Here is a 22980-nt window from a genome sequence, read left to right as displayed (position 1 = left end):
GGCTACGGTGTGGATCATGGGTGTCGACGGAACCGGTGGGACGCGACGAGTTGCGATCGGAGTGCCCCCGTCGCCGTCCGGGGATAGTCGGGTGCGCCGGAGGACGACCGGCTCGTATGATCACCTCCGGGACGGGGCTCGTAGCGCAGCGGTCGTCGCGCCTTCACCGCGTGTGGGAGGACGTCGGTTCGAATCCGGCCGGCCCCGTCCCGCCTTCCCGTCCGGGTGTGGTCAGGATTCCACGGTCCCGAAGGCTGTTCGCCACCGCCCGGAACAAGTGGCCCTCATCGTCCCGCAGCAGAACCTCCAGTTGTCGGCCGTCGACGTCGCACACCAGCATCGCGCGTTCGGGCACGAGCTCCACAACAGTGGCCGCTGTGCCGAGCCGGAGTTGCTGGAGTGTGCCGTCGGCGGTGGACAGGAAGGCGCCTTCGGCCCGCAAGGCCAGCGTCGCGCGGTGCCGGGCTCCACCGGAGTTGCGGAACCGTGCGGCGCACCTGATGTCGACCGTTTCCCCGCCTCGCAGGGCGGAGATCATCTGGGCGTGACGCCTTCGGCGCCATCGCGGCTGTATCCAGTCGACGGCCCGAACGGCCGCGGGCACGCGTTCGATGACGTGGCCGAGGATGTCCCACATCGGTGTCTCCCGTGACTCGTCGCTTCGGTGATCACGCCTGCGCGGGGACGGCGGGGTCGCTGTCCTCACCCGGGGATCCTCCCACGGTCCCCGCGTGCCCCGCCGTCAGATCTCTTCGGGTGAGGTGATGCGCTGGTGAAGTGCGCGGCGGCGGCTGTCCGTTCGGGCCGCTCGGGTCGCGAGCGCCGCTACCGCCGCGGTCAGGACCGGGTCCGTGAGCATGGGGAACTCGCTGGAAAGGGTCGCCCTCAGGGCTTCGGGGGATTCCAGGGCGGCGGCGAGGAGGGTGTCGGCGGTCTGTCGGGTGGTCGCGCGGAGCGCCTTTGAGGCGGTCCTGTCACGGGTCCGGAGGAGGTACCAGAACGCCGGAGGGAGGGCCACTCCCCCGGAGACGGTGACGTGCCGGGCGGGAGCGACTCGGGGGTGGTGGGGTGAGCGGTGGCCGTCCTGTTCCCAGAGCAGGGTGCCGTCGGCGGTGTAGGCGCGTACGCCCGTCGGGGTCCGGGCCTCCGCGAGGACGACGGCCTGCGTCGGGGCCTCGGGTGGGGCCCACAGGGCCCAGGCTTGCTGCCCCTGACGGTCGCTCGTGAAGCGGGCCGTGCGCCCGTCCACGCTCTGCAGGAGGTAGTGGCCGGGGCGGCTGTGGATCCTCGTTCCGACCAGGCCGTCACGGGTGCCCAGAGGGGAGTCCGCCAGGCCTGCGGGGAGCGGGGCCAGTTGGAGGGCTTCCGTGGCCAGGGGCAGGTCCGTGTCGGGCGCGGTCGCGGGTGAGGCGCCGAGGAAGTCCGGGAGGGGGGTCGCGCCCTCGCGTTCTCCCGTGAGGGGATGGACCTGCCGCCACGGCTGCCGGCCGAAGACCGCGTTGGTCCAGATCGTGGAGCCGTCGCCGAGCTGGAGTTCGTCCCTGTCGATGCCCTGCTTGCCGCCGGGGCGGAGGATGCCCGTTCCGCCGTGGCGACCGCTGCCGTCCTGGGTTTCGAACTGGAAGCCGTACGCGCCGTCCAGGCTGCCGCCGAAGGGGACCAGGCCGCCGACCTCGTCGGGGGTGAACGGGTCGTCGGGGTGGTCGGCCCAGAACGCGGTGTCGCAGTGGTTCGGGTTCGGCTTGGCCGTCCAGCTCACCAGGAACGAGCCGCCCGCGTAGTGCGCCGCGAACATCGTCGCGTCGTCCGGGATCGTGTAACGGCAGGAGGCCCTGACGCCGTCGGGGGCCACGGCGACCGCGCGGTGGCGGCCGAAGACCGTCAGGACCGGCCAGGTGGACGTCACGCCCGAGACGCCAGGGAGAGGACCTTCGCCCTCTGTCACGGAGGCCTCGGCCGCTTCCTTCGCGAAGTCCTCGTAGACCCGTTCCAGCGCGGGCCAGGCCAGTTCCTCCGGGAGGCCGGCCGCCAGGGAGCGGTGCAGCGTGCCGGCCGGGCCGGCTCCGGCGAGGGCGTCGGCGACGCCGTCCAGGGCATCCACCGTCGGTCCGTCCAGGAGGAGTTCCAGTTCGGCCAGGGCCTCCTCCGCGCCCGCCATCCCGCCGGCCGCGACCGTGGCGAGGAGCTTGTCCACTCGGGCGGACACCAGGCGGGCGATGCCCTCGTTGCCCGGCAGCAGCGTGACCGCCGTTCCCGGCTTACGGCGCCGGTGGAGGGACCCTTCCGGGAGCAGAGTGGCGTGGACCGTCCTCTCCAGTCGCGGGCCGAACACCGGGTCGGCGGCGAGCGCGCGGAGGTCGCGTCGGGACCGCTCGCCCCAGAAGCGCAGCCGGACCGCGGGGCCGGGGTCCAGAACCTCGGCCCCGGTGGCCAGGCAGGCGTCCAGTACGTCCGCGTCGAAGCCCTCGTAGTGGTGGCGGGTGTTGTGCAGGGTCAGCGGGGCGCCGCCCTCCGCGTGCAGGCGGGGGCCCAACCGGTCGATCAGGTCACAGAGTTCGGGCGGGAGCGGCTGCCGGGCCACGCCTCCGCCGCTCTGGGCCGCGTACTGGTACATGCGCATGAAGGTCCCGACCCAGTGCCGCAGACCGCCCTGCGGAACCACCCGACCGGACTCCATCGCCTCCGTCGCACCCGAGGCGATCAGCATCCGCAGCCACGCCCCGCCGTCGGTGACGCCGTCGGGGAAGACGCCGAGGAGCCCGGTCGCGACCGCGTCCGTCGGCGGGTGGGCGCGCAGGAGGGGCGTCGCGCCTTTGAGCACGGCGTCCGGGACGGCCTTGTCCCGCGTAACGGCGAGGAGTTCGCCCACGAGCCTCGCGGCCTCCTCGTCCCCCTGGCCCGCCGCCTTCGCCGAGGCCTTCACGCGGCGCACCAGGTCGGCCGGAAGGTCGGCCGGTGACGCCGTCCAGGCGGTCAGGAAGTCGTCCAGGGCCGCGTGGGCGGCGGCGGGCTCCGAGGTCTCGGCGAGGAAGCGCTGGTGGGCGGCGAACTCCTTCGCGGGCATGGCGCCGCCGCGGGCGAACAGCAGGGCGTTGGCCCGGCGGTAGCCGGCGTCCACCGGAAGACCGTGCTCGGCCTCGGCCGCCCGCGCGGCCGCGTAGGCCCTGCCGCCAGGACGGCCGCCCTGGCCGATGAGGCGGTGGCCGACGGTGTCCCAGAACCACGGCAGGTGCTCCGCGGGCAGGAGGCGGGCACGCGCGGCCATGGCGTCCACGAACCGGCCCGGCTTGCTCCGGAACCGGCTCAGTTCCGTCCCCATCTCGGCGACCAGGTCACGCGCCGTACCGGCGCTGTCCGGGTCGTGCACGTCGGCCCAGTCGGCGTACGTGGTCGAGACGTGCGCTCCGGTGGCGGTCGGCAGCAGGGCATCCAGCGAGACGGTCATGACCCCGATCGTCCCACGCCCCACGGACACCGAAGTCGGCGACGGCGGAGCGGGTCGCGGTGCCAACACGCCGACACCGTCCGAAGTGCCCGCGGCTCGACGCGTCCTGGGAGAACCTCTTCAGCATGCCGATTCGCCTTCGTCGTCCCGTGCTCCCGCTCCTCGCCGTCCTGGGTGCGCTGGTGCTCCTGCCGCTCGCCGGGTGCGCCGGCGGCGAGCCCGCCCGCGCACCCGCGCCCGCCGGTTCCCCCGCCTCCGTGGCGGCCGATGTGCGGGAGCGGCTGCGGGAGTTGGAGGGTGCGTACGGTGCGCGGTTGGGGGTGTACGCGGTCGACACCGGCAGCGGGCGGGAGATCGCGTACAACGACGCGGTGCGTTTTCCCTACGCCTCCACCTTCAAGGCGCTGGCCGCCGGGGCGGTGTTGCGTGGGCGCGGCGACGCGGACATGGAGCGGGTCGTCAGGTACTCGCGGAGCGATCTGGTCGCGCCCTCCCCCGTCACCGAGCGGCACGTCGACACCGGGATGACCTTGGAGGAGCTGTGCGACGCCGCCGTGCGCAGCGGGGACAACACGGCCGCCAACCTCCTCCTCGACGAACTCGGCGGGCCCGCCGCGCTCGACGCCGTCCTTGAGGAACTCGGTGACACCGTCACCCGTGTGGTGCGCCGCGAGCCGGAGCTCAACCGGTGGGCTCCCGGGGACACTCGGGACACCAGCACACCCCGGGCCCTGGCGCAGGACCTGCGCGCCTTCGTGCTCGGTGACGCGCTCAGGCCGCCGCAGCGCGCGCAGTTGACGCGGTGGCTGCGCACCAGCACCACCGGCGCGGAACTCACCCGCGCCGGGGTGCCCTCCGGGTGGGTCGTCGGCGACAAGTCCGGGGCGGGCAGCACGTACGGTGCCCGCAACGACATCGCCGTCCTGTGGCCGCCCGGGCGGGCACCGATCGTGCTGGCCGTCCTGTCGCACCGTCACCGTCCCGACGCCGACTACGACAACCGGCTGATCGCCGACACCGCGCGGGCCGTCACCCGGGCCCTGTCGTGACCAGAGGGACCAGAGGGGTCAGAGGGGTCAGAGGGGTCAGAAGGGTCAGAGGGATCAGAGCGCCTCGGCGCGGTGCGTGATCCGGCCGTCGAGGACCGTGAGGAGGACCGGCAGGTCCGCGAGGGCCGTGGCGGGGGTCGTGAGCGGGTTGTCGGCGAGGACCGTGAGGTCGGCCCGGTAGCCGACGGCGAGCCGGCCCTCCTGGTGTTCCTGGCCCGCGGCGAACGCCGGTCCCGTGGTCAGGCCCTGGAGCGCGTCCAGCGCTTCGAGTGCCTGGTCGGGGCCGTGCGGGGGCTGGGTCAGGTCACGCGTCGGGCGGCGGTGGCGGGCGCCCGCCATCACCCCGAGGGGCGGGAAGGAGGCGATCGGCCAGTCCGAGCCGAGGACGACCGTGGCGCCGGAGTCGCGCAGGTCCCGGCAGCGCCACGCGCGCGAGGCGCGTTCCTCGCCGAGCCGGCGGGACCAGTTGTCGGTGTGGTCGGCGCGGGTGAAGTCGCAGCAGTGGGTGGGCTGCATCGAGGCCACCACGCCGAGGGCGGCGAAGCGGCGGAGCGTGTCGTCGGGCACGCTCTCGATGTGCTCGACGCGGTGCCTGACATGGTCCCCGGCGGCGCCCCCACCCTCGGCGCGGGCCTTCTCCACGGCGTCCAGGACGTGCCGCACGGCGGCGTCCCCGATCGCGTGCGTAGCCGTCGGCACCCCCGCGCCGTGCAGCCGGGCCACCACGCGCGTGTACGCCTCGGGGTCGGGCCAGAAGGCCTGGACGGACTCGCCCAGCCGGTCCGGGTGTTCCAGCCAGGCCGTGCCGTTGTCGATCGTGCCGTCCATGAACAGCTTCACGCCCCGGACGCTCCACAGGTCTCCGCCCGTGCCCTGCTGCGCGATCAGGGCGGCCACGCCTGCCTCGTCCGTACCCGGCTGGCACCACGGCGCGACGCGCAGCCGCAGCGGCAGGTCGCCGGCCGCCTCGAGTTCCGCGTACAGCGCGAGGCTGTCGCCGTTGGCGTCCATGGCGTGGCCGCCGGTGAGGCCGGACGCCGCCATCTCCCGCAGCACCGCGGCCAGCCGGTCGCGGCGCTCGGCGCGCGAGGGCTGCGGCGCGACGCGTTCCACCAGCTCGCAGGCCGCGTCCTCCAGGAGCAGACCCGTCGGCCTGCCCTGCTCGTCGCAGACGATCTCGGCGGCCTGCTCGAAGGTCCGCGGGCCGTCGATGCCGGCGAGCTCCAGCGCGCGGGCGCTGGCCAGCGACGAGTGGGCGTCGAAGAGCTGGAGCAGGGCCGGTACGCCGTCCAGGACCGGAGCGAGCGCCGCGGCCTCGACGGGACGGTCACCGAAGACGTTCGGGTCCAGGCCCCAGCCGAAGAGCCATTCCTCCCGGTCGAGCCGCCCGACCGCACGGGCGAGCAGTTCGCGCAGGGACGCGAGGTCCGTGCAGGCGGAGAGGTCGAGGCCCTGGGTGAGTTCGGCGCCCGACACGGGGTGGATGTGGCCGTCGACCAGGCCGGGGACGATCACCCCGCCCTTGACGTCCACGACCGTGGTGGAACGGTCCGCCAGGTCACGGATCTCGCGGTCGTCGCCCAGCGCGACGATCCGGCCGGCGGACACCGCCAGAGCCGTCTGCGGCAGGAGGGCGCCCGTGGCCGGGTCCAGCAGCCGCGCCGACACGATGATCAGGGAACAACCCACGACAACAACTCCAAGGTGATGGGAAAAGGGAGGGAGGGGGCCGGGAAGCCGCGTCAACTCGTCGGCGTCAAGGCGCCGTCGGGGAGGCCCAGGACGCGTTCGGCGGTGGTGAGGGCCATGCGGGTCACGGCCTCCGGGCGGTCGCTCCGGTCGGTGTTGGCGTGGGCGCCGAGGCCGTCGAGAACCACCAGGATCTGGATGGCCGCCGTCCGGGGGGCGTCCGTACGGAACTCCCCCGCCCGCACGCCGTCGCGGATCAGGCCCTCCAGGCGGTCGTCGGAGGCGCGCTCCATCTCCGCCACGCGCTCGCGCAGCAGCGGGCGGTAGCGGCTCAGATGGCGCGCGTTGATCCACAGGCGGCTGATGTCGTCGTACGCCTCTCCCGTCGACAGCGCGAAGTAGCGCGCGAGGTGCTCCGTGGGGGTGCCCTCGGGGCGGTCGGCGGGCAGCAGCGCGTCCAGTTCGCCCATGGCGGCGATCGCGAAGGCCTCGGCCACGAGTTCCTCGGCCGAGGGGAAGTAGTGGCTGATCAGACCGGGTCTGACGTCGAGTTCCTCCGCGATCCGCCGGAGGGTGACGCATTCGAGGCCTTCGAGCAGGGCGACCCGGGCCGCGGTCTCGACGATCTCCGCCCGGCGGGCCTCGGGAGTCTTGCGGATTCGTTTGCGCTGGACGCTTGACGACATACCGGCGATGCTATTGAGTGTGCGACCAATAAGCAAGCAGGTCGGCACGACACGCATCCGGAGGGCCTCATGGCGTCCACCATCCCCGACCCCCGCCCCGGCGCCGAGGGCGCGCACACCGCGCCGCCCGACACCGAGCGGGCGGGCCGGGTCGAGGTCCACGGCATCGACCACATCCCCGACGCCGAGCGCCACGGGCGGCCCCGTGAGCTCTTCTCCGTCTGGGCCGCGGCGAACGTCAACTACCTGAGCCTGGTCATCGGCGGCGCCCTCGTGCTCATGGGCCTCAGCCTCTGGCAGGCCCTCGGGGTGATCGTCGTGGGCAACCTGTTCTGGCTGCTCACGGGGGTGCTCGCGATCTCAGGACCTGCGGCGGGCGCGCCGAGCGAGGTGATCACCCGGGCCATGTACGGGGTCCGGGGCAACCGGGTGAACAACGCGGTCACCGGCTGGACCATCTCGGTCTGCTACTTCGCCCTCAATCTGGCGGCCGCCGCCTCCGCCGCCTTCGCCCTGGTCGCGAAGACCGGTCTGCCGACGAACACGGTCGTCAAGACCGCCGTCGTCCTGCTCATCGCCGCGGTCACCCTGACCATCAGCGTCTACGGGCACGCCCTGATCGTGAAGCTGTACCTGCCGATCACCCTCGCCCTCACCGCCGCCTTCGGCGTCGTGGCGTACGTGGTGCTGCTGCACGCCGACTTCGGCTACGCACCGCCGCAGGGCCGGCTCTCCGGGGCGGACCTCTGGGCGACCCTCCTGGCGGGCGTCACGCTGATCGCCGCGGGCCCGCTGTCGTACACCACCAGCGCCGACTTCTCGCGCTATCTGCCGCGTACGGCCTCGTCCCGTGCGGTCATGGGCTGGACCGCGCTCGGCGGGTTCCTGCCGAGCGTCGCCGTCTGCTCCCTGGGGGCGCTTGCGGCCACGACCGTCGACATGAGCGATCCGCAGACCGCGCTGGAGGCGCTCCTGCCCGGCTGGTTCACCCCGGTGTTCCTGCTCGCGCTCGTCCTCGGCACGATCGCGATCAACGCCCTGACCGCGTACAGCGCCGGACTCGCGCTGCAGGCCGTCGGCATCCGCATCCGCCGCTCCCTCAGCGTCGTCGTCGACGGGGTGGTCGCCTCGAGCCTGACGCTGTACGCGCTGCTCGTGTCCAACTTCCTCGACACCGTCAGCAACGTCCTCCAGTTGACCGTGGTCCTCCTCGGCCCCGCCACCGCCCTCTACGCCACCGACATCGCGCTCCGCCGCAACCGCTACGACGGTCAGGCGCTGATGGACGAGAGCCGCACCAGCCCCTTCTGGTACTCCGCGGGGTTCGGCGTGCCGGGCGCGCTCGCGCTCGGGGCGGGCGTCACCGCGGCGGCGCTGTGCGTCAACACGCTGTACACCGGGCCGATCGCCGCGGCCCTCGGCGGGATCGACCTCTCCCTGCCCGTCGGCATCGCCGTCACCGCCGCCTGCTACGCGCTGCTGCGGCCACGGGTGTAGGGCCGGCCGAGCGGCGCGAGGGCCGGTTGGGAGCGCCGTCCTCGCTTCCACCCGGCCCGGTTCTTGGGGGTGTTCAGCCGGCGACGAGCGGCTCGCGGGTCGCGAGGCGGGTGAGCAGGGCCTCGCGGTGGGCCGGGTCGGTGGCCAGGTCGACGGCCGTCCACGCCATGGCGAGTCCGCCGTCCAGGACCGCGCGGTCGGCCTGCGGGGTGGTGCCGTAGCGGGTGAACTCCGGGTTGTGCATGATCGTGTCGCCGCAGTCGTAGCCGATCATCGGATGGATCGTGGGGACGACGTGCGAGACATTGCCCATGTCCGTCGAGCCGGCCCGCAGGTTCGGGTCGGTGTCGGGGACGGTGCGGCCGAGCGCGCGGGCGGCGGCGAGGTAGCTGCGGCCCATCGCGAGGTCCTGGCGGAGGTCGGCGTAGTCGTTCCCCACGGTCTCCAGGGCGAGTTCGGCGCCCGTGGCGAGGGCGCCCGCCTGGAAGCAGGCGCGGATACGGGCCTGGAGCTCGCGCAGTTCCTCGGCCGTGTCGGCGCGGCAGTCGTAGTCGGCGGTCGTGTGGGCGGGGATCACGTTCGCCGCCTCGCCGCCGGAGGTGACGACCCCGGAGACGACCGAACCGGGCCGCATCTGCTGCCGGTACGCGGCGATCGCGACCTGGGCGATCATCATCGCGTCGGCCGCGTTGACACCCCGCTCGGGCATGGCCGCGGCATGGGCGGCACGGCCGGTGTAACCGACCTTCCAGCTGCTGATGGCCAGGGAGGCCAGCCCGACGGAGTCCTGCGGCGCGGCGTGCACCATCATCGCGGCGGCGACGTCGTCGAAGGCGCCGCCGCGCAGCATGTCGACCTTGCCGCCGCCGAACTCCTCGGCGGGAGTGCCGAGAAGCTTCACGGTGATGCCGAGATCGTCGGCGAGCGGGGCGAGCGCCAGGGCGGCGGCGACCGACGCGGCGCCGTTGACGTTGTGGCCGCAGGCGTGGCCGATGCCGGGCAGGGCGTCGTACTCCGCGCAGATGCCGATGACGAGGTCGCCCGTGCCGGCGGTCGCGGTGAACGCGGTGGGCAGGTCGCACACGCCCCGGTCCACCGCGAAGCCCGCGGCCTCCACGAGGTCGGTGATGCGGCGGGCCGCGCGGTGCTCCTCGTAGGCGAGTTCCGGGTCCGCGTGCAGCTGGTGGCTGAGGGCGAGGACCTCGTCCTGGCGCCGCGTCAGGACCGCGCGGGCGTGCTCCGTCGGGGTGGTCGTCACTTCGTGCCCTCCACGTTCTTGGGGGTGCGGTACAGCAGGGCGATCGCGGCACCCGCGAGCGAGACGGCGACGCAGATGGTCCAGGACGTGGTGTACGCGCCGAGTTCCGGCAGGACAGCGCCGGCCGGGGTGCGCGCCGCGAAGACGGTGAGGACCGCCGCCGCGCCGAGCGAGCCACCGACGTTGATGAGGAGTTCGTTGATGCCGGAGCCGACCGAGGTGCGGTCGTGCGGCACGCTCTCGACGGCGAGCGTCCGGGTGGAGTGCTGGAGGAACCCGGTGCCGACGCCCGCCACCGCCGTGCCCAGCAGGAACGGGAGCATCGAGGTGTGCCAGGTGAGGGAGACGAGGTAGCCGACGGCCATCAGGAGCGAGCCGGCGACCAGGGTCAGCCGGTCGGAGAGGGCGGCCGCGACGGCGGGCGCGGCGAGCGCGGCGAGGGCCAGGGCGAGCAGGTTGGGGAGCATCGCGAGGGCGATCGCGAAGGGGTCGAGCCCGAGGCCGTAGCCGTGCTCGGCCGGGCCGGTGCCCATGAAGACGGGGTTGGCGACCTGGAGCCCCAGCATGCAGAAGGTGAAGGTGAGGGTCACCAGGGAGACGGTGACGACGTTGCGGTGCCGGAACATCCTGACGTCGATCATCGGCTCGTCCGTCCGCAGTTCCACCAGGACCCACAGGGCCGTGACGAGGGCGCCGCCGACGAGGCAGCCGAGCGTGCGGGCCGAGTCCCACTCCCAGCCGGGCAGGCCGCCCATGCCGAGGCCGAGCATGATCGCGACGAGGCCGAGGCAGAGCAGGATCCCGCCCGCCCAGTCGATGCGACCGCCGGGCCGGTGGGCGGATTCCGGCAGCAGGCGCCAGGTGGCGGCGAGGGCGAGGCCCACGGCGGCGGTGGGGACCCAGAGGGCGGCGGTCGGGCTGTCGACCGTACGCGCCACGAAACCGCTGGCCACCAGGCCGAGCGCGAGACCGCCGACGAGGGCGGCGACCATGAAGCTGATGCCCCGGCGGCTCTCGCCGCCTTCGCCCGCGCCGTCCGGAGAGCCGGTCGCCCGGTTGCGGAGGACGCCGACGAGCAGCGGGAAGAAGCCCGCGAAGGCGCCCTGGAGGATCTGGCCGGTCAGCAGCACGCCGAAGGAGCGGCTCAGGCCGACGAGCACGGAGCCGAGCAGCACGATGGCGAGGTTCCAGCGCAGGACGCGCCGGTGGCCGTACAGGTCGCCCATCCGGGAGAGGACGGGGGTGAAGGCCACGCTGGAGAGCAGGTTGGCGATGCTGATCCAGTTCAGGTCGGCCGCGGTCACCCGGAGGGTCTCGGTGAGCCCCTTGAGCAGCGGGGACAGGAAGCCCTGGGTGATGCCGCTGGACAGCTCGACCAGTACGACGGAGGCGATCACGGCGGCGGCGGGCGTCGCCCGGACGGCGTGGCGCGCGGGTGGTCTGCGCAGGGTGCCGGTGTCCGTCATACGTATCACCTGTTCGGGAAGGGGCCCTGGGGCCGAGGCGGGAGGGAGCGGGGGCGGAGGCGCTCTGGGGGCCGGTCGTCGTCGGCCTGCCACGTGGCTGAATCCGCACCACAATGTGGCGAGTGGGCCGGTACTCGGGCAAGAGTGGGCCCGATATTCGGGTGAAGGCGGCATGCGGGCGGGGGCGTCCGGCGGATTCGGGCACGGCGAGGGTGTCGAGGGCGCTTCTCGGTCACGCCGAAGACGGCGCTCGGGCGATGCCGTACGGTCCCGTGACGCGTGGAAGGAGGTGCCCGATGGCCACGGAATCCGGCACGCCGGCGGAGGGCTCCGGGCTCGACGCCCTGGACCACGCGGTGCTGCGGGCGCTGCACCGCGATCCGCGGGCGCCGTTCGCCGCCGTCGCGGCGGCGGCCGGGGTGCACGAGCGGACGGTCGCGCGCCGGCTGGACCGGATGACGGCCGGCGGGGACGTGGGCTTCACGGCGGCGCTGATCCCCGAGTACCTGGGTGAGGGCGTCACGGCGGAACTGGCCGTGCGCTGCGCGCCCGGGCGGGTGCACGAGACGGCGCTGGCGCTGGCGCGGCGGCCGGAGACGCGGTCCGTGGAGGTCGCGACCGGCGCCCTGGAGGTGTTCGTCGAGCTGAACGTGCCCGACCACGAGACGCTGCTGACCGTCGTCGATTCGGTGGTGGGACGGATGGACGGGGTCGTCGACCTCCACTCGTCCGTCGTGCTGCGGCTGCTGCTCACGGCGAGCGACTGGGCGCCGTACGACGAGGAGCCCACCGACGTGCGGCGCCACGCCATGGAGGGGCGGCCGCTGCCGGAGCCGCTCGCCGTGGACGAACTGGACCGGCGCCTGGTGGCGCTGCTGCACCGGGACGCCCGGATGTCGACGACGCGCCTCGCGCGTGAGCTGCGGGTCGGCGAGACGACGGCCCGGCGCCGCCTCGCGCGGCTGATGACCTCGCACATCCTGCATCTGCGGCTGCACGCGGATCCGGCGGTGCTCGGCTATCCCGTCGAGGCACGGTTCCGGCTGGCCGTGGGGCACGACCGGCTCGACGGCGCGATCCGCGCGCTGGCGCGCGAGGCGGCGGTGCGGCACCTGGTCGTGACGACCGGGACGACCACCCTGCTCGGCTACTCCAGCCACCGCTCCGCCCGCGATCTGCACGCGTTCACGTCCCGGGTCTTCGGGCGTCTCGACGGGGTGACGTCGACGGATGTCGCCCTGCTGATGCGGACGTACAAACGGGCGGGGTTCGCGGAGCGGGCCCCAGCGCCCTGATCGGGCCCCAGCACGCCGACCGGCTCCGCGGCGCGGCCATGTGCCCGGGGCGCTGCCCTGCGTACCGACCTGGTCAGGTGGCGTCCGCGCAGGGCAGCGACACGACCATGGTCAGCCCTCCCCCGGGCGTGTCCTCCGAGGTGAGGGCGCCGCCCATGGCCTCGGTGAGGCCCCGGGAGAGGGCGAGGCCGAGGCCGACGCCCGTGGTGTTGTCGGTGTCGCCCAGCCGCTGGAAGGGTTCGAAGATCCGTTCCCGGTCGGCGGGCGGGAGACCGGGGCCGCGGTCGACGACGCGTACCTCGATGCGGCCGCCGAGGGCGCTCGCGGTGACGAGCACGGGGTGACCGGCCGGGGCGTGGCGCACGGCGTTGGCGAGCAGGTTGGCGAGGACGCGTTCGAGCAGCGGCGGGTCGGCCAGGACGGGCGGCAGGTCCTCGGGGGTACGGATGTCGGGCGGCGGGCTGTCGGGCGGCAGGGAGTCGAGGGCGGCGGGCAGCACCTCCTCCAGGGTGGTGGCGCGCAGATGGAGGGTGAGCGCGCCGGCCTGGAGCCGGCTCATGTCGAGCAGGTTGTCGACGAGACGGCTGAGGCGGGCCATGGACTCGTCGGCGGTGGCGAGGAGTTCGTCCTGTTCCTCGGGGGTGAACTCCACGTCCGGGCTGCGCAGGGAGCCCACGGCGGCCCAGCCGGCGGCGAGCGGCGTCCGCAGGTCGTGGCTGACTGCGGCGAGCAGGGCCGTGCGCATCCGGTCGGCGGCCTTGACCGGCTCCACCTCGGCGGCGGCCTCGGCGAGACGGGAGCGTTCGACGGCGGCTGCCACATGGGCGGCGAAGGCGGAGAGGACCCGGCGTTCGGAGGACGGCAGGGTACGGCCCCGCAGAAGCAGGAACAGGTCGGACCCGACGGGGACGTGGACCGCGTCAGGGTCGTCCACCGGCTGCTCGACGAGTTCGGCAGAGTCCATCGCGAAGGTCTCGCGGGTACGGGCCAGCAGCGCCGGGATCGCCTGGTCGCCGCGGACGATGTCGCCGGCGAGCGAGGACAGGGTCTCCGCCTCGGCCGTGGCACGCGCGGCGCGTCGGGACAACCGCAGGGAGCGGTCGGCGGCGGCGGCCGTCGTACCGGCGACGACGGCGAAGACACCGAGGGCGAGCACGTTGTCGGCGTCGCTGAGGCCGAACGCGCCGATGGGCGGCACGAACCAGTAGGTGAGCAGCAAGGACGCGGTCAGCGCGGCGATCAGCGCGGAGGCGACCCCGCCGATGCAGGCCACGCCGACGACGACCAGCAGGAAGAGGAGGGCCTCGCTGGTCAGGTCGAGCCGGCCGCGCGCGCCGTCGAGCAGGAAGGTGAGCAGGACGGGCAGGAGCAGTCCGGCGACCGGCCCGGCGACGCGGCGCGAGACGGGCAGGGTCCGGCGCCGGTAGGGCAGCAGACGGCCGTGTCCGGCGCGCTCGTGCGTGACCATGTGGACGTCGATGTCGGCGGAGAGCGCGACGGTCGTCTCGCCGATGCCGCGACCGGTGAGGAAGCGTTCGAGGCGGCGGCGCCTGCTGGTGCCGAGGACGAGCTGGGTGGCGTTCTCGGCGGCGGCGAACTCCACCAGGGCGGTGGGCACGTCGTCGCCGACGACCGAGTGGTAGCTGCCGCCGACGCTCTCGACGAGGCGCCGTTGCCGGGCGAGCGCGGCGTGCGAGGCGCCGGCCGCGAGGCCGTCGCTGCGGACGACGTGCACGGCGAGCAGGGCGCCGCCGCGGGCCGAGCGGGCGGCGATCCGGGCGGCGCGCCGGATCAGGGTCTCCCCCTCCGGGCCGCCGGTCAGCGCGACGACGATCCGCTCGCGGGTCTCCCAGACCCCGTCTATGCCCTCCTCCGAGCGGTACCGGCGCAGGGCTTCGTCGACCCGGTCGGCGGTCCAGAAGAGGGCGAGCTCGCGGAGCGCGGTGAGGTTGCCGGGGCGGAAGTAGTTGGCGAAGGCGGCGTCGATCTTCTCGGGCGGGTGGATGTCTCCGTGGGCCATGCGCCGGCGCAGCGACTCCGGCGGGACGTCCACGAGCTCGATCTGCCCGGCGCGGCGGACGACGTCGTCGGGCACCGTGTCGTGCCGGGGCACGCCGGTGATCTTCACGACGACGTCGGTGAGGGACTCCAGGTGCTGGATGTTGAGGGTGGCGACGACGTCGATGCCCGCGGCCAGCAGCTCCTGGACGTCCTGCCAACGCTGGGCGTGGCGGGAGCCGGGCGGGTTGGCGTGAGCGAGCTCGTCGACGAGGACGACCTCGGGGCGGCGGCGGAGGACGGCGTCGAGGTCGAGTCCGGTGTCGGGGGCGGGGCCGTGGCGGAGACCGGAGTCGGGGCCGTCGCGGAGTCCGGTGTCGGGAGCAGGTCCGCGACGAAGTCCGGCGTCGGGAGTGCGGCTCGGACGGGAGCCGGCTCCCGTGGTGGTGCCTTCGGTGGTCGTGCCGGCGGTGGTCGCGGTGCCCGCGGTGGCGGGGCGCGTACGGTCCGGGGCCCTCAGGATCTCCAGGCCGCCCAGCATCTCCTCGGTGTGCGGACGGCCGTGGCACTCCACGGCGCCGACGACGACATCGGTGCCGCGCGCGGCTCGGCGCCTGCCCTCGTCGAGCATCCGGTACGTCTTGCCGACACCTGGGGCTGCGCCCAGGAAGACCTTGAGGCTTCCGGGTCGGGGGTCCGTCGGGGTCCGGACCGGGGGGTCGCTCGGGGCCGGCCCCGAACGGGCGACGGGGTGGAGCCCCTGGCGCGGTTCCGGGTCGGAACGCGGGTCCGGATCCGGGCCAGGGGGCGTGGCGACGGCGGCGGGGCCGTGGCGGGGGGCGACAGCGGCCGGTCCGGCGACCGTGGCCGTGTGCGGGGCGATTGCCGCGCGCGGAGCGGAAGCCGCGGGCGGGGCGTCGTGCTTCAGAACTTCTCCGGCTTGATCAGGGCGGCCACCAGGTAACCGACCAGGCTGACGGCCACCAGCAGCCCGACGATGTTCTCCACACCCATGCGTGACCGACTCCCTTGATCCGGAGGTTCCTTGGCGTTGCGCACATCCAGACACAAGGAACCGCGTCGACCTCGGGGCGCACAGGCGGCTTGACGCCTCCCTGCCGCGTGCGCCCTGGATCCTGACGCCGCCCTGACGCGCGGGGTCCGCTACCCTACCGGCCGGTAGGGACGGAGTGGGGCGACGACAGGGAGGCCGTCGATGGGGCGTCAGTGGAGTCTTGAGGAGTCCGTCGTGGTGGATGCCGCGCCGGAGGTCGTCTACCGCCTGGTGGCGAACCTGCCCGACATGGGCCGGTGGAGCCCCGAGTGCCGCCGGGTCTGGGTGCCGCGGACTCCCGTAAGGACCGGGAGCCGCTTCGTCGGCCTCAACCGGCGCGGACCGTTCCTCTGGTTCACGACGGGGCGCGTGTCGGCGGCGCGCGAGGGCGAGGAGTTCACCTTCGACGTCGGCGTCTTCGGGCTGCCGATCGCCCGCTGGGGCTACCGCTTCGAGGCCGAGGGGACGGGCACCCGCGTGACGGAGACCTGGCAGGACCTGCGCACCGGGCGGGGCGCGCGTCTCGCCGAAGTGCTCGGCACCGTCTTCGCGGGGACGAACACGGAGCGCCGTATCGCCGTCAACCGGCACGGCATGCGCACGACCCTCGCCCGGATCGCGACGGCGGCGACGGCCCCGTCCGCGTGAATCCGCACGACTCCGCGTGAGTCCACGTAAGTCCGCGTGAATCCACGTGAGTTCTGGAGGTGGGACGGTCGAGGGGCCCCGCGCCGTCGCGCGAGGCCCCTCGATCGTCGGCCAGGTGCTCAGGCCTTCAGGGCCGCCGCCCCGAAGGAGACGTCGAACCGCTCGCACCAGATGGTGACGCTCGTGAAGGCGGACGGGTCCGTGCCGGGCGGCAGCGGGTAGTTCTGGTCGCCCTTGTTGCCCTTCAGCTTCCCGAGGCTGAGGTACTTGCCGTCGTCGAAGACACGCCATCCGGCGATGCCCTCCTTGACCGGCGCGTCGGTCAACCAGACCCGCAGATCGGGCCCGTTGCTGGTGTCGAGGTCCTCCAGACGCAGGGTCAGGCTGCCGTCGGCGAGCCGGATGAGCTTCACCGTGCCGGTGGTGGCGTGCTCGTGGGTGATGAGGGACCCCTGCGCGACGGTCTTCGGCGCGGCGGCCGGGTCCGCGCCCGCGTCCGCGCCGGGGTTCGCGGCGCCGGAGGACGATGCCCCGGGCGCCACCGTCGGGAGCGCCTCGTCGATCGTCTCGTTCTGCCACAGCTTCCAGGGCTGGAACCAGTAGAGCCCCACGGCCCCCAGCGCCACCGCGACCACCATCGCGCCCCACAGCAGCGACTTCCTGCCCCCACGTGCCACGATCGTCCCTTTCCTACGTTCCATCGGTCTTCCTTCCCCCGCATTCCACCCCGGGCTGCGCGGGGCGCGCCACCTCCCGGCCGATGACGAAAGTCTTACGCCGCAGCACGGCGCCGACCAGGACGGACACCGCCGCGACGGCGTAGGCGACCGTGCCCACCGCGTTGCCGTCGGAGAAGGCCGCACCCGTCACGTACTTCGCCGCCCCCGCCACGGCGACCGGCAGCCACTCCCAGCGCCCGTCGAGCGCGACGAGGGCGACCAGGAGCAGGGCGTACCAGGAGTACCCCGGGGTCAGCAGCAGAAAGGCCGTCCCGGTGACCAGCAGCGCGCCGCTCCAGGGGCGTTCGGGGTCGCCGCGCAGGACGACATGGGCGCAGACGGCGAGCAGGACCGCCACCAGGGCGGGCAGGGCCCAGGAGGGTGGCAGGACGAGCCGGAGCAGGGCGTAGCGGTTGCGGGACGCGGCGTCGTCGTACCCCTCCTCCTCGACGTAGCCGCCCAGGTAGCCGAGGACGGAGCCGTCGGAGAGGAGCACGTACGGGAGGTACGACAGGGCGGTCACGGCCGCCGCCGGGACGAGGACCGCCGCAGCGTCCCTCGCGCGCCGTACGCCGGCCAGCGCTCCGGGCAGCACGATCGCCGGCATCAGCTTCACGGCGACGGCGGCGCCCAGGAGCGTCCCGCCCGCCACGCGCCGGCGCTGCGCCACGAGACCGAGTCCCGCCACGGCGAACAGGACGCCGAGGACGTCGACATGGGCGTTGTTCACGGCCTCGACGGGGACGGCGGGACACCAGGCCCAATAGGCGGCGGTACGGGGATCGCCGCGGCGGCGCAGGATGAGCAGCAGCGCTCCGGTGACGGCGACGGAGAGGAGCGCGCCGCCGGCCTGGAGGGGCTTCAGCCGGCCGCCGTCGGGCGCGAGGAGGTGGACGCCGAGGAAGTACGACTCGGCGACCGGGGGGTAGATGGTGTGCACGGTGGGGCGGTTGATGCGCGTGCAGTGGGGTGTGCCGTCCGCCGGTCCGGTCGTGAGCGGGGCGAGAGCCGGAAGCGGGGCCAGGGCAGGGAGCGGGGCCAGGGCAGGGAGCGGGGCGAGGGTCGGCCCCTGGCAGGCGGGTCCGGTCGGGAAGAGCCAGTCGTCGCGCAGTGGCGCCAGCGCGCCGTCGGCGGGGGCGTGATCGTACGGCGAGACGCCCGCCGCCTGGACCCGGCCGTCCCACGCGTAGCGGTACGCGTCGGTGCTCGTGCGCGCCGGGGCGACCAGGCCCGTGGCGGCGACGAGGGCCGACCCGGCCAGGACCAGGACGACGGCACGGCGGGCCGGCACCTTCCGCAGGGCGAGGACGCAGGCGGCGAAGAGCGCCCAGGAGGCGGCGTACCACCAGGAAAGACCGCCGGGGTCGGTGTAGTAGCCGTCGTACCGGACGGTGGCCACCAGCACCGTGGTGAGCGCGGTCAGGAGCCCGCCGGCGAGGGCGGTACGGAAGTCGATCACACCCGGCAGCGTGGCAGCCACCGGCGCGGCCAGGGGGCCGCCGCCCCGGCCGTCCGTGTTTCGTAAGGTGTCGGTTCCGCCTCCGGAGGCCTGCGGGGCGGTGAGATGGAGCGCATGACACCGCGCATCGCGCCTCCCCCGCTGCCCACGTTCCGCGCCCGCCTCCATGACGCGAGGACGGCCACCGCGATCGGCCGCTGGCTCGGTCTCGCCCTGATGGTCTGTTTCGTCACCGGCGTCACGAGTCACTACCTCCAGCGGCCGCCGGACTGGCTCGCGGACGTCCTGCCGAGCCGGCCGACCTGGGGCTACCGGTTCAGTCAGGGGCTGCACGTGGCGAGCGGCATCGCCGCGATCCCGCTGCTGATGGCGAAGCTGTGGGCGGTCTACCCGAGGCTGTTCGTCTGGCCGCCCGTACGGTCCGTACGGCACGCGCTCGAGCGTCTCTCGGTGGCCGTCCTCGTCGCGGCCGGTGTCTTCCAGCTGCTGACCGGCCTGCTGAACATCGTCGAGTGGTACCCGTGGCCGTTCTCCTTCGTCCCCGTGCACTTCGCCGTGGCCTGGCTCCTCATCGGCGCGCTGTTGCTGCATGTAGCCGTCAAATGGCCCGACATCCGGGCCCATTGGGGTCGGCGCTCGGAGGGGACGCTGACGCTGCCGGCCGAGGACGAGGTCGACCGCCGGTCGCTCCTGACCGGCGTCGCGGCGGGTGTCGCGGCGGTCACGCTGACGACGGTGGGCCAGTCGTTCACTCCGCTGAAGCGTCTCGACCTGCTCGCGCCGCGCCATCCGGACCACGGGACGCAGGGGCTTCCGATCAACCGTACGGCCGCGGCCGCAGGGGTGGGTGCGGCGACGGTGGACGACTGGCGGCTGACGGTGGCCGGCCCTCGCCCGTACACGCTGAGCCTGGCGGAACTCCGGGCCCTGCCTCAGGTCGAGGTCCGGCTGCCGATCGCCTGTGTGGAGGGGTGGAGCATGGAGGCCGGCTGGACGGGCGTACGGATCCGGGATCTGCTGGAGCGGGCGGGAGCGCCGCCGTCGTCCCGGGTACGGGTGGTGTCGCTGGAGCGCCGGGGCGCGTACCGCGTGATGGAGATGGGCGCGGAGTACGCGGAGGATCCGCTGACCCTGCTCGCGCTCCGGCTCAACGGGCAGGTGCTCTCGCTCGACCACGGCTTCCCGGCGCGGATCATCGCACCGAACCGGCCGGGTGTGCTGCAGACCAAGTGGGTCGCCGGACTGGAGGTGCTGTGATGGTCGGCCGGTACGCGCTCGGCGCGCTGGGGGTCGGGCTGATGGGGCTCGGCGCCGTTCTGGTGGTGCGCACGGGGACGGTCGGTGAGGTGCTGCTGTGGCTGGCGGGGGCGATCGTGCTGCACGACGGGCTGATCGCGCCGCTCGTGCTCGGTGTCGGACTGCTGCTCGCCGCACTGCCGGCCCGGGGCGTGGTGCGCGGCGGTCTGATCGTCGCCGGGTCGCTGACGCTGATCGCGCTGCCCCTGCTGCTGCGGCCGGGCAGCGCGCCCAACCCGACGGCCCTCCCCCTGGACTACCTGCGCAACTGGCTGGTCCTGATGGGGGTGGTGGCCGTCGGCACGGGCGCGCTGCTCGGCGTGCGGCGGCTGGCTCAGCGGCGGCGCCGGAGCTGAAGGAAGCTGCGGTCCTCTGCCCGCCAAGTGCGCTCGACACGCCACCCCGCGGCGTCGGCGTACGCGGGCAGGGCCCGGGCTCCGACGCGGGCCCAGGGGAAGTCGACACCGCGCGCGCCGCGTCCGTCGACGACCCGGACCTCGACCCGCTCGTCGACGTCGGGGGCGGCGGCCTCCACGAGCGCCTGCCCGCCGGGCGCCACCAGGGCGGCGGCGCGGGCGAGGAGGGCGGCTGGGTCGCCGCCGATGCCGATGTTGCCGTCCATCAACAGGACGGTTCCCCAGCGGCCCTCGCCCGGCAGCGGATCGAAGACGGACCGGCACAGGGCGGTGCCGCCGCCGTCGACCGTGCGGGCGACGGCCGCCTGGCACACGTCGATGCCGAGCACGGGCCGACCGGCGGCGGCCAGCGCGTGCACGAGGCGCCCGGGACCGCAGCCGACGTCGAGGACGGCGCCCTCGCAGCGGGCGAGCACGGTGGCGTCGGCCGGGTCGGCCGCGGCGCACCAGCGCTCGACCTCGAGAGGCAGCAGCCAGCCGTCCGCACGCCGGAGGAAGAGCGGCCCGCGGCCCGACCGCAGGGCGTCGCCCCAGGGATCGGCCCGCCAGGCGCGGCGAGGGGTCGGGGGGCGTACGGGTGTCGTCTCCGACTCCAGCGCGCTCATACGGCCCCGATCCCGGTTCCGGCTCCGGCTCCGGTCCCGATCCCTGTCCCCGTCACGATCCCGGTCCGGCTGTCCGCGGTGACGGCGGTCGCGGTCGACTCCGCGTGGCAGGCGGCGAAGCGGCCCTGCGGGGCGAGTGCGGCGACCGCACGGGCGTCGGCGGCCGTGTCGACGTCCCGGAGCCGCGGAAGGTCCCGTACCCGCAGGCCGGCGGCGGTGAGGCGGGCGCGCTGCGCCGCTCCGGTCTCCGGTACGGACATGGGCACGCCACGGGGCAGGGCGGGGTCGGGGACGGCGAGGCCGAGCGCCCAGAAGCCGCCGTCCTCGGCCGGCCCGAGCCACGCGTCGCAGGCGCCGAAGTCGAGCCCCGTGACGAGGAGTTCCGGGGTGACCTGGGGGGTGTCCATGCCGATCAGCAGCGTGGGTCCCGTACAGCGGGCGAAGGCGGCGGCGAGACGTTCGTCCAGGCCGCCCGGGCCCTGGGCGACGACCTCGATGCCGGACGGGAGCCAGTCGCCGGGCGCCCCGTCGAGGACGAGGACGCGTCGGTCGGCGGGCGTGTCCCGCACGGCCGCCAGGGTGTCGGCGAGGGCGGCCTCGGCGAGGCGGGCGGCCTGTCGGGGCGTGAACGGCGGGGTGAGCCGGGTCTTGACCCGGCCCGGTACGGGTTCCTTGGCGATGACGAGGAGCGTGCTCACCGGTGCGCCTCCGCGGGGCCGGTGGTGGTCGGGGCGGGCGGGGCGGGCGTCCGTGGCGTCTCACGGAGCACCGCGCGCATGTCGCGGACGGCGTGCCAGGTGCCCCGCCAGGTTCCGGTGACCTTGGACTTCCCCGTACGGGACAGGTAGGGGACGTCCCGTTCGCGCACCCGCCAGCCGGCGTCGGCGGCGCGGACCACCATCTGAAGGGGGTAGCCGCTGCGCCGGTCAGTGAGGTCGAGGGCGAGCAGGGCCTCGCGGCGGGCGGCCCGCATCGGGCCGAGGTCGTGCAGGCGGAGGCCGGTGCGGCGGCGCAGCATCCGGGCGAGCGCGAAGTTGCCGGCCCGGGCGTGCGGCGGCCAGGCGTCGCGCGATCGGGGGCGGCGTCGGCCGAGCACCAGGTCCGCCTCGTCCGCCGCCACCTGGGCGGCGAACGGCACGAGGAGCGCGGGGTCGAGGGAGCCGTCGCAGTCGCAGAAGCAGACGATGTCCGCGTCGGCGGCGAGCAGGCCGGCGTGGCAGGCCGCCCCGAAGCCGCGGCGGGGTTCCGTGACGACGGTCGCGCCGAGGGCGCGGGCGAGGGCAGGGGAACCGTCGGTCGACCCGTTGTCGACGACGATCGCCCGCCAGCCGGGCGGCACCCTCTCCAGAACCCAGGGCAGCGCCTCGGCCTCGTCGAGGCAGGGCAGGACAACGTTCACCGCGTACGTGGTCGCGGAAGGCGAGTCGGTCACGGGCTTCACCGTACGAATCCCCAACGGGCAAAAGGGACGTGTGAACCTTACGAAACACGGACATCGCCCACCCTGCGCAGGCCCGGGGGCGACCTGGGCGCTCGTCGGGTGCGAGGCTGACCCCCATGGAGCAGCCTGAACAGCCCTCGCGGACCGCACCGCGCGTCCTGGTCGTGGACGACGATCCGACCGTCGCCGAAGTGGTCACCGGCTATCTGGAACGGGCCGGTTTCGCCGTGGACCGGGCGGACGACGGGCCGTCGGCGCTGACGGCCGCCGCGGCACGATGGCCGGACCTGGTCGTCCTCGACCTGATGCTGCCGGGCATGGACGGCCTGGAGGTCTGCCGTGAGCTGCGCCGGCGCGGGCCGGTTCCGGTGATCATGCTGACGGCGCGGAGCGAGGAGGAGGACCGGATCCTCGGCCTGGAGATCGGGGCCGACGACTACGTCACCAAGCCCTTCAGCCCGCGTGAACTGGTGCTGCGGGTGGAGGCGGTGCTCCGCCGTCACACCGAGGTCCGGCGGCCGGGCGCGCTGCTGCGCGCGGGTGACCTGGAGGTCGACCCCGCGGCCCGGCAGGCGGTCAAGGGCGGGCGCCACCTCGCGCTCACCCTGCGGGAGTTCGACCTGCTCAGCTACTTCATGCAGCACCCGGGCGAGGTGTGCGACCGCGAGCGGCTGATGCGGGAGGTGTGGGGCTGGGACTTCGGCGACCTGTCGACGGTCACGGTCCACATCCGGCGGCTGCGCGGGAAGGTCGAGGACGACGCGGCCAACCCGCTCCTGATCCGGACGGTGTGGGGCGCCGGGTACCGCTTCGACGCGACCGCGCGGCCCGACCCGCCACCGGACCCGGCCACCGGCACGGGAACCGAGACCGGGAGCGAGAGCGAGAGCGAGACCGGCACCGGCACCGGCTCCTCCCCCGGCTTCGATTCCGGCTCCCCCGCGACGACGGAGGGCTGA

The 22980-nt window shown here is 74.2% G+C and carries 20 protein-coding genes and 1 tRNA gene; 9 read left to right on the top strand and 12 right to left on the bottom strand.

From position 1 onward, the window contains the following. The first annotated feature begins 133 nt into the window (after positions 1-133). Together AB0E14_RS15235 and AB0E14_RS15230 are read left to right on the top strand one after the other, a co-directional pair. Positions 134-207: transfer RNA gene (locus AB0E14_RS15235), tRNA-OTHER, on the top strand. A 70-nt stretch (positions 208-277) separates the two neighbouring features. Then, positions 278-652, top strand: coding sequence for a hypothetical protein (locus tag AB0E14_RS15230; protein ID WP_362416720.1), 375 nt, complete (start codon positions 278-280; stop codon positions 650-652). Between the two features lie 90 nt (positions 653-742). On the opposite strand, the gene AB0E14_RS15225 is transcribed toward AB0E14_RS15230, so the two are convergent. Next, positions 743-3445, bottom strand: coding sequence for a hypothetical protein (locus AB0E14_RS15225; RefSeq protein ID WP_362416717.1), 2703 nt, complete (start codon positions 3443-3445; stop codon positions 743-745). A gap of 125 nt (positions 3446-3570) precedes the next feature. Between AB0E14_RS15225 and bla the strand changes: the two genes are divergently transcribed. Continuing rightward, positions 3571-4494: a class A beta-lactamase gene (bla, locus tag AB0E14_RS15220; protein WP_362416714.1), complete on the top strand. Its 924-nt coding sequence runs from the start codon at positions 3571-3573 to the stop codon at positions 4492-4494. Positions 4495-4548: 54 nt separating this feature from the next. Here the strand turns inward: bla and AB0E14_RS15215 are convergent, their stop codons facing one another. Together AB0E14_RS15215 and AB0E14_RS15210 are read right to left on the bottom strand one after the other, a co-directional pair. Further along, positions 4549-6183 carry an amidohydrolase gene (locus AB0E14_RS15215; protein WP_362416711.1) on the bottom strand — a complete coding sequence of 545 codons (1635 nt, stop codon included), beginning with the start codon at positions 6181-6183 and terminating at the stop codon, positions 4549-4551. 53 nt (positions 6184-6236) lie between these two features. Further along, positions 6237-6869, bottom strand: a complete 633-nt coding sequence (locus AB0E14_RS15210) for a TetR family transcriptional regulator (RefSeq protein ID WP_362416707.1) — start codon at positions 6867-6869, stop codon at positions 6237-6239. A 69-nt stretch (positions 6870-6938) separates the two neighbouring features. Here AB0E14_RS15210 and AB0E14_RS15205 point away from each other — a divergent pair, with 69 nt between their 5' ends. After that, positions 6939-8366, top strand: coding sequence for a cytosine permease (locus AB0E14_RS15205; RefSeq protein ID WP_362416704.1), 1428 nt, complete (start codon positions 6939-6941; stop codon positions 8364-8366). A 73-nt stretch (positions 8367-8439) separates the two neighbouring features. Here the strand turns inward: AB0E14_RS15205 and AB0E14_RS15200 are convergent, their stop codons facing one another. After that, positions 8440-9624 (bottom strand): amidohydrolase, encoded by a 1185-nt coding sequence (locus AB0E14_RS15200; RefSeq protein ID WP_362416701.1) that lies wholly within the window; start codon positions 9622-9624, stop codon positions 8440-8442. Further along, on the bottom strand, positions 9621-11090 hold the full coding sequence (locus tag AB0E14_RS15195) for an MFS transporter (protein ID WP_362416698.1): 1470 nt from the start codon (positions 11088-11090) through the stop codon (positions 9621-9623). The genes AB0E14_RS15200 and AB0E14_RS15195 overlap by 4 nt, the downstream gene beginning before the upstream one ends. A gap of 296 nt (positions 11091-11386) precedes the next feature. Here AB0E14_RS15195 and AB0E14_RS15190 point away from each other — a divergent pair, with 296 nt between their 5' ends. Further along, on the top strand, positions 11387-12385 hold the full coding sequence (locus tag AB0E14_RS15190) for an Lrp/AsnC family transcriptional regulator (RefSeq protein ID WP_362416695.1): 999 nt from the start codon (positions 11387-11389) through the stop codon (positions 12383-12385). Between the two features lie 73 nt (positions 12386-12458). Here the strand turns inward: AB0E14_RS15190 and AB0E14_RS15185 are convergent, their stop codons facing one another. Beyond that, entirely contained in the window at positions 12459-15266 is a 2808-nt protein-coding gene (locus AB0E14_RS15185; protein WP_362416854.1) for an ATP-binding protein, read from the bottom strand. Positions 15267-15307: 41 nt separating this feature from the next. Further along, the gene (gene kdpF / locus AB0E14_RS15180) at positions 15308-15397 is read right to left on the bottom strand and encodes a K(+)-transporting ATPase subunit F (protein ID WP_362014401.1); all 90 of its coding nucleotides are present in this window, start codon (positions 15395-15397) and stop codon (positions 15308-15310) included. A 202-nt stretch (positions 15398-15599) separates the two neighbouring features. On the opposite strand from kdpF, the gene AB0E14_RS15175 reads away from it, so the two are divergent. Further along, on the top strand, positions 15600-16085 hold the full coding sequence (locus AB0E14_RS15175) for an SRPBCC family protein (protein ID WP_362416692.1): 486 nt from the start codon (positions 15600-15602) through the stop codon (positions 16083-16085). Between the two features lie 119 nt (positions 16086-16204). Here the strand turns inward: AB0E14_RS15175 and AB0E14_RS15170 are convergent, their stop codons facing one another. Next, positions 16205-16786, bottom strand: coding sequence for a DM13 domain-containing protein (locus tag AB0E14_RS15170; protein WP_362416689.1), 582 nt, complete (start codon positions 16784-16786; stop codon positions 16205-16207). Next, complete coding sequence (locus AB0E14_RS15165) at positions 16776-18263, bottom strand: glycosyltransferase family 87 protein (RefSeq protein ID WP_362416686.1); 1488 nt, start codon at positions 18261-18263, stop codon at positions 16776-16778. Before AB0E14_RS15165 ends, AB0E14_RS15170 begins: the two co-directional genes overlap by 11 nt. Before the next feature lie 114 nt (positions 18264-18377). Between AB0E14_RS15165 and AB0E14_RS15160 the strand changes: the two genes are divergently transcribed. Then, complete coding sequence (locus tag AB0E14_RS15160) at positions 18378-19520, top strand: molybdopterin-dependent oxidoreductase (RefSeq protein ID WP_362416683.1); 1143 nt, start codon at positions 18378-18380, stop codon at positions 19518-19520. After that, complete coding sequence (locus AB0E14_RS15155; protein ID WP_362416680.1) at positions 19520-19915, top strand: hypothetical protein; 396 nt, start codon at positions 19520-19522, stop codon at positions 19913-19915. Before AB0E14_RS15160 ends, AB0E14_RS15155 begins: the two co-directional genes overlap by 1 nt. Here the strand turns inward: AB0E14_RS15155 and AB0E14_RS15150 are convergent. Genes AB0E14_RS15150 through AB0E14_RS15140 form a run of 3 tightly spaced genes read right to left on the bottom strand, consistent with a single transcriptional unit; the run spans position 19894 to position 22021 of the window. Beyond that, positions 19894-20580 (bottom strand): methyltransferase domain-containing protein, encoded by a 687-nt coding sequence (locus AB0E14_RS15150; RefSeq protein ID WP_362416677.1) that lies wholly within the window; start codon positions 20578-20580, stop codon positions 19894-19896. The genes AB0E14_RS15155 and AB0E14_RS15150 overlap by 22 nt on opposite strands. Then, positions 20577-21278, bottom strand: coding sequence for a DUF2064 domain-containing protein (locus AB0E14_RS15145; RefSeq protein ID WP_362416674.1), 702 nt, complete (start codon positions 21276-21278; stop codon positions 20577-20579). Before AB0E14_RS15145 ends, AB0E14_RS15150 begins: the two co-directional genes overlap by 4 nt. Beyond that, a complete protein-coding gene (locus AB0E14_RS15140; protein ID WP_362416671.1) occupies positions 21275-22021 on the bottom strand; it encodes a glycosyltransferase family 2 protein in 747 nt (248 codons plus the stop codon). The genes AB0E14_RS15145 and AB0E14_RS15140 overlap by 4 nt, the downstream gene beginning before the upstream one ends. 116 nt (positions 22022-22137) lie before the next feature. On the opposite strand from AB0E14_RS15140, the gene AB0E14_RS15135 reads away from it, so the two are divergent. After that, on the top strand, positions 22138-22980 hold the full coding sequence (locus tag AB0E14_RS15135; protein WP_362416668.1) for a response regulator transcription factor: 843 nt from the start codon (positions 22138-22140) through the stop codon (positions 22978-22980).

It is taken from the genome of Streptomyces sp. NPDC047981, assembly GCF_040653315.1.
Lineage (GTDB): Bacteria > Actinomycetota > Actinomycetes > Streptomycetales > Streptomycetaceae > Streptomyces.
Note: the sequence above shows the minus strand (reverse complement) of the source record. Positions and strands in the feature narration are given on the sequence as shown.